5 protein-coding genes are annotated in these 4,748 nt (G+C 67.7%); 2 read left to right on the top strand and 3 right to left on the bottom strand.

Annotated features, from left to right (window positions below):
- The 3 genes from ACPYOG_RS18660 to ACPYOG_RS18650 all read right to left on the bottom strand — a co-directional run.
- Positions 1 to 249 (bottom strand): PadR family transcriptional regulator (locus ACPYOG_RS18660; RefSeq protein WP_481295640.1); only part of this gene is annotated, 249 nt, incomplete at its 3' end.
- A complete protein-coding gene (locus tag ACPYOG_RS18655; RefSeq protein ID WP_481295639.1) occupies positions 246 to 1,088 on the bottom strand; it encodes a DUF4097 family beta strand repeat-containing protein in 843 nt (280 codons plus the stop codon). The genes ACPYOG_RS18660 and ACPYOG_RS18655, both read right to left, overlap by 4 nt.
- Positions 1,089 to 1,298: 210 nt before the next feature.
- Positions 1,299 to 2,345 carry a LacI family DNA-binding transcriptional regulator gene (locus ACPYOG_RS18650; RefSeq protein WP_481295638.1) on the bottom strand — a complete coding sequence of 349 codons (1,047 nt, stop codon included), beginning with the start codon at positions 2,343 to 2,345 and terminating at the stop codon, positions 1,299 to 1,301.
- Positions 2,346 to 2,617: 272 nt separating this feature from the next.
- Here ACPYOG_RS18650 and ACPYOG_RS18645 point away from each other — a divergent pair, with 272 nt between their 5' ends.
- Together ACPYOG_RS18645 and ACPYOG_RS18640 are read left to right on the top strand one after the other, a co-directional pair.
- Positions 2,618 to 3,868, top strand: coding sequence for a sugar ABC transporter substrate-binding protein (locus ACPYOG_RS18645; protein ID WP_481295637.1), 1,251 nt, complete (start codon positions 2,618 to 2,620; stop codon positions 3,866 to 3,868).
- A gap of 13 nt (positions 3,869 to 3,881) precedes the next feature.
- The coding region (locus ACPYOG_RS18640) for a carbohydrate ABC transporter permease (protein WP_481295636.1) at positions 3,882 to 4,748 on the top strand (867 nt) is incomplete at its 3' end.

Genomic DNA, 4,748 nt, shown 5'->3' with positions numbered 1-4,748 from the left:
GGCCTCCAGCTCCGCCCGCCCGGCATCCGTGATGGCGTACACGGTCTTGCGGCCCTCCGTCGCCTTGGTGACGAGGCCCTCCTCCTCCAGCTTGGCCAGGCGCGGGTAGATGGTGCCGGCGCTCGGGCTGTACGTGCCGCCGAAGCGCTCGGTCAGGGCCTGGATCAGCTCGTAGCCGTGCCGCGGAGCCTCGTCCAGGAGGCTCAGCAGATAGAGGCGGAGGCTGCCGTGCGCGAACACCGGAGTCACGCCGACGCCTCCTGCTGGCCCGCGCCCTGAGCCGTCGCCGCGCTCCGCAGCACGGCCGCGTCGCCCGACACGGAGTTGACGTTGATCTCCACCCAGGTGCCGTCGAGGACTCCGGAGGTCCCGGTGTATCCCTTCCCCATCCCGCCGACGACGGTCAGGTTGTCCAGCTGCACCCGTCCGGAGACCGTGTTGACCCGGTAACGGGCGCCGAGGGCCTCCGGGATGCGGATGGTCGTGTCGCCGGAGACCGTGTTCACGGCGATCTCGTCGGGCGTTCCGGTCACATCGAGCATGATGTCGCCGGAGACGCCGTCGGCCGAGAACCGGCGGATCGCGCCGGTGGCGGTCACGTCGCCGGAGACCGTGTGGGCCGAGATCCGCCCGGTGTGATCGCGGACGGACAGCTCGCCGCTCACCGAGTTGAGCTCGATGTCGCCGACGAGCCCGTCGACCACCACATCGCCGTTGACAGTGCTCAGTCGCGCATCCGTCCGCAGCCCGGAGATGAGGGCCGTCGCCGAGATGACGCCGAACTTGAGCGCGACGTCGCGCGGCACCAGCACGCTCACGTCCGCGCGGGCGTTCGACCGCATCGACTTGAACACCTCGATGAAGTTGTCCCACCGCAGCTGCGGGTGGTCGATCTCGAGCCGGTCCTCGTCGATGAGGATCTTGAGGTCACGTCCGCTCACCGAGTGCACCTCGATGCGCGCGCCGGGCTCGTCGTGCCCGACGATGTCGATCTGTCCGCCGATGAAGCCGACCTTCAGCGCGCGGACGACCTCGATATCGATCGTCCGGCTCTCGCCCGGCTGGATCAGCCACTTCTCCTGTGCCATTGCTTCCTGCTCCTTGCTCGTCCGGCCCGTGCCGGGGCCGTCGGTGATTCGCGTTATATCGCGACTGTTGACGAACTCACGTTATATCGCGTTTCGAGGCGATGCAAGCCGTTTCGCGGCATCGGAGCGAAGTTTCAGGGTGCCGTCAGGGGGAACCCTGAGCGACGAATGCGACCCGGATGCGCAGGCGGAGTCGCAGGGGCAGGGGGATCAGCGGGGACCGATGAGAGGCGGGCCGTCGCGGACGACGAGGCGCGGGGCGACCAGGCGATGACGCGGATCGGACACGTCGCTCTCGGCGTCCACCCGGCCGCCGTGGGCGCCGGTCAGCAGCTCGAGCACGCCGGCGGCGACCTCGTCGAGCGACTGGGCCACGCTGGAGAAGCCGAGCGAGGCAGCGATGGGCGTGTCGTCGTATCCCACCACCGGGATGCGGCCCCCGGTCGCGGTCAGGACCCCGATGGCCAGCGAGTCGGACACGCACACCACGCCATCCACCGGCCCGGCCTGGGCTTCGAGCCGACGGACCGCGTCGGCTCCGAACGGGACGACGTCCTCGGTCTCCACCTGCAGCAGGCGGAGTTGAGCGGGAGAGAGTCCGCTGCCGGCACGCATCGCCTCCAGCCAGCCGGCGCGACGGTCGTCTCCCGTTCCCGAACCGAGCGGCCAGCCCACGAAGCCGATGCGCCGCGCCCCGAGCGAGAGCAGGTAGGCGGTGGCGTCGTGCAGGCCGGAGCGGCCATCGACGTCCACCCAGAGATGCTCGGGGTCCGTCATATCGTCGATGCCCCACGGCCGGCCGAAGGTCACGAATGGCAGGCCGTGCTCGATCAGCCACTCGGTGCGCGGGTCGCCGTTGAAGGTCGAGGTCAGCACGAACGCGTCGACATCGGCAGCATCCGACAGCCGCCGGAACTGCTCGATCTCGTCCTCAGGACCGGTCGCGGTGAAGAGCAGGACGCGCAGGCCCTGGCGGTCGGCGCGCTCCGTGAGGGCGTGCAGGAAGCGGTCGAGGATGCTGCCCGAGATGCCATCCTGCGTGATCGGGTCGAGGCGGATTCCGATCGTCGAGCTCTTCTGCGTCCGCAGCCGGCGGGCCGAGGCGTGCGGCCGGTAGCCGAGCGAGCGGATTGCCTCCTGCACGCGCTCCCGGGTCTCCGGGCGGACGAGCTCGGGGGCGTTGAGCACGTTGGAGACCGTCTGGCGGGAGACTCCCGCGACGCCGGCGACGTCGCTGACGGTGGGTTGTGCTCCCATCGCGGCTCCCTCCTCGACGCTCGCCCATGCCCTCGGCGCACGGATGCGCCGGGTCGGATATGACCATACTGCCCGCTTGACACCCCGGGAACCGCGTGGCTAATGTGTCAACCATTCCTGGTTTGATCGTTCAAACTCACCATAGCAGTTGCAGATTTGATCGATCAAACGCTCCCCAGGAATCAGCACGGCCCAGTTGTCCACAATTTCCAGCACCGTTCCTGGGTGCGCTCCATCGTCGGGGCACACTCAACAGCGAAGGAGAAACACGAATGCGCAGAATCACACACCGCTGGCTCGCAGCCGGCGCTGTCGCCGCCGCGGCGGGGCTCGCCCTGACCGCCTGCGGCTCCGGCTTCAGCGGCAGCAGCGGCGAATCGACGGGCAAGCTCACCTCGTCCGACAAGCCGCTGACCGTGATGATCGGCTCGTCCGGCGACGCGGAGACCGCCGCCGTGAAGTCAGCGGTGTCGGCCTGGTCCTCGAGCTCGGGCACCGCGGCGAGCGTCGTCGCGGCGAGTGACCTGAACCAGCAGCTGTCGCAGGGTTTCGCATCCAAGAAGCCCGCCGATGTGTTCTACCTGTCGACCGACGCTCTGGCCGGCTACGCCTCCAACGGATCCCTCCTCGCCTACGGCGACCAGCTGGCCAACAAGAGCGACTTCTATCCGAGCCTGGTGAAGTCGTTCACGTACGGGGGCAAGTTCTACTGCGCCCCCAAAGACTTCTCCACCCTCCAGCTCATCATCAACACCGACATGTGGAAGGCTGCAGGCCTGACCGATGCGGACATCCCGACCACCTGGGATCAGCTCGAGTCCGTCGCCAAGAAGCTCACCAGCGGCAACCGGGTCGGTCTCGGGATCTCCGGCGAGTACGCCCGCGTCGGCTCCTTCATGGTGCAGGCGGGCGGCAATCTCATGAACGATGACAGCACGAAGGCGACAGCGAACAGCGACGCCGACGTGAAGGCTCTCGACTTCGTCAAGAAGCTGCTCGACGGCGGAGAGCTGAAGTACGCGAAGGACCTCGGCGCCGGCTGGGGTGGCGAAGCGTTCGGCAAGGGCCTCGCCGCGATGACGATCGAGGGCAACTGGATCACCGGGGCGCTCAAGTCGGACTTCCCGAATATCCACTACACGATCGCTGAACTGCCCAAGGGCCCGGCCGGCCAGGGCACCCTCCAGTTCACCAACTGCTGGGGCATCGCCGCCGACAGCCCGAACCAGGCCGCCGCTCTCAAGCTGGTCGAGAAGCTGACCAGCAAGGACGACCAGCTGGCGTTCTCGAAGGCGTTCGGGCCCATGCCGTCCATCAAATCGGCCGCTTCCGAGTGGAAGTCTTCCAACCCGGACCTGGTGCCCTTCCTGAGCGCCGCCGACTACGCCAAGGGCGTTCCGACCGCGAAGGGGGCAGCCGACGTCGTCACCGACTTCAACAGCAAGCTCGAATCGCTCGCCACCGGCGATCCGAAGGCGATCCTCGACGCCACGCAGAAGAACCTCGAAGCACTGCTGAAGTAGGGACGCACCCGTCATGTCCGCAACCACGAGTCGGTCTCGTCGCACCGGTATCCGGAGCGGCGAGGCCGCCTCGGGGTGGTTGTTCACCGCCCCGGTCATCCTGCTCCTCGGCGTCTTCCTTGTCGTCCCCGTGCTGATGGCGCTCTGGGTCAGCTTCTCCGACTGGGGCGGCCGCGGCAGCCCCTTCTCGTCTGGAGTGCACTTCGTGGGCTTCAGCAACTACACGACGCTGCTCGCGGGCGGAGGGCTCGCCGAGCAGGACTTCGACATGTCACTCAAGAACAACGCCTGGTATGTCGTCCTGGTGGTGCCGATCCAGACCGCCGTCTCGCTGGGGCTCGCCGTCCTCGTCAACCGGGCGATCCTCCGCGGGCGCGGCTTCTTCCGCACCGCCTTCTACTTCCCGTCCGTGACGAGCTCCGTGGCCATCACAGTGCTCTGGCTGTTCTTGTTCAGCACCAGCGGGGCGGTCAACACGATGTTGTCGTGGGTCGGCATCCACGGGCCCAACTGGTTCAACGACCCGACCGGCATCTTCCACGGCCTCCTCCAGGCCTTCGGTGTGACGCAGGGACCGGCGGCGTTGACCCAGAACGCGGCCCTCGGCGTCTCCTGGTGGGACTGGCTGGGCGGGCCGTCGGTCGCGATGACGGCGTACATCATCATGGCCGTGTTCACCACCAGCGGGACGTTCATGCTCCTGTTCCTCGCCGCCCTGCAGAACCTCGGCGGCGATGTCACCGAGGCGGCGATGGTGGATGGGGCGAACGGCTGGCAACGATTCTGGAGGATCACGCTGCCCCAGCTCCGGCCCACCCTGTTCACCGTGCTCACTCTGGGACTGATCGGCTGCTGGCAGGTCTTCGACCAGATCTACACC

This window comes from Leifsonia sp. HAY1-4F (assembly GCF_056755275.1).
This window is presented reverse-complemented; position numbering and strand designations above follow the sequence as displayed.